Raw genomic sequence first — 894 nt, forward strand, 5'->3', positions numbered from 1 at the left:
CATCACTTTACGCTTCGTTTGAAGTTTTCGGATCTCGCACCAATTTTCTGAGTGTGAAAAATCCGCAAGCTTCACGCCTTGCTGCTATCGTTGGCTGATCCGACGCTCTGCACAAATCTTTGAGACGGTTTTCGCTCGTTCAAAATGTCGGCATTGACCACAACAAAATATTCGTAAAGTCCTTTTCTCAAATGTTGATAGATTTTCCGCTTTGCCAGTTAACGCTCGCCTAAGGGGCTGGCAACGCACAAACCAACTTAACGCATACCAAATTCACCACAAAAATCACCGCATACCAAAAACGCCGCGCGTTGACAGTCCCTCTTGAGGCGCTTGTTAGTTTTGTAGCTCATTGTTTAATGATGACTTTTTATAAAAATACTCGAATCAAATTTTATGCAAAATCATCGACCAAAAACACATCCAGCATCAAACGCTGTGAATTTGGCAACCGAAACTCAAAACAATCAAGGTTGAGTTAGCCAATAACCAACTTTCCAACAAAGAAAGCGCACATAAAGCGATGTTGCTGCTTTTGTGAAACCAAACTTGCCGTGTGGACGCTTCCACAAAATGGATGCGTCGAGATTTATTGGATTCAGCGATCTTGTGCCAGCGAAATTTTCAACGCTTTCTACCCAATCAGCATCAAACAAAGCACCAAAGCCAATTCGTAAACTTTAAGCACCAAAAGCCGAATTATCGAAACCATTAACACAAATTTTATGAATTTTCTTGATAGAAACTAACGCCCGATTAAGCAGTGAGCAACGCCTAAACCAACTCAACGCATCACAATGTTCATCACTGTCGTTCTCGCATCACGCCAATGCCGCGCGTTGTGAATCTGTCTTGAATCGCTTGTTAGGTCACGACCAAATGGGTAAAAAGTCT

1 protein-coding gene is annotated in these 894 nt (G+C 42.3%); it reads right to left on the bottom strand.

Translation table 11 applies throughout. From position 1 onward, the window contains the following. Window positions 1–394: 394 nt before the first annotated feature. Entirely contained in the window at window positions 395–451 is a 57-nt protein-coding gene (locus PUN32_RS14160) for a hypothetical protein (RefSeq protein WP_406708019.1), read from the bottom strand. Between the last annotated feature and the right edge of the window lie 443 nt (window positions 452–894).

Source organism: Vibrio chanodichtyis (genome assembly GCF_028863985.1).
GTDB lineage: Bacteria > Pseudomonadota > Gammaproteobacteria > Enterobacterales > Vibrionaceae > Vibrio > Vibrio chanodichtyis.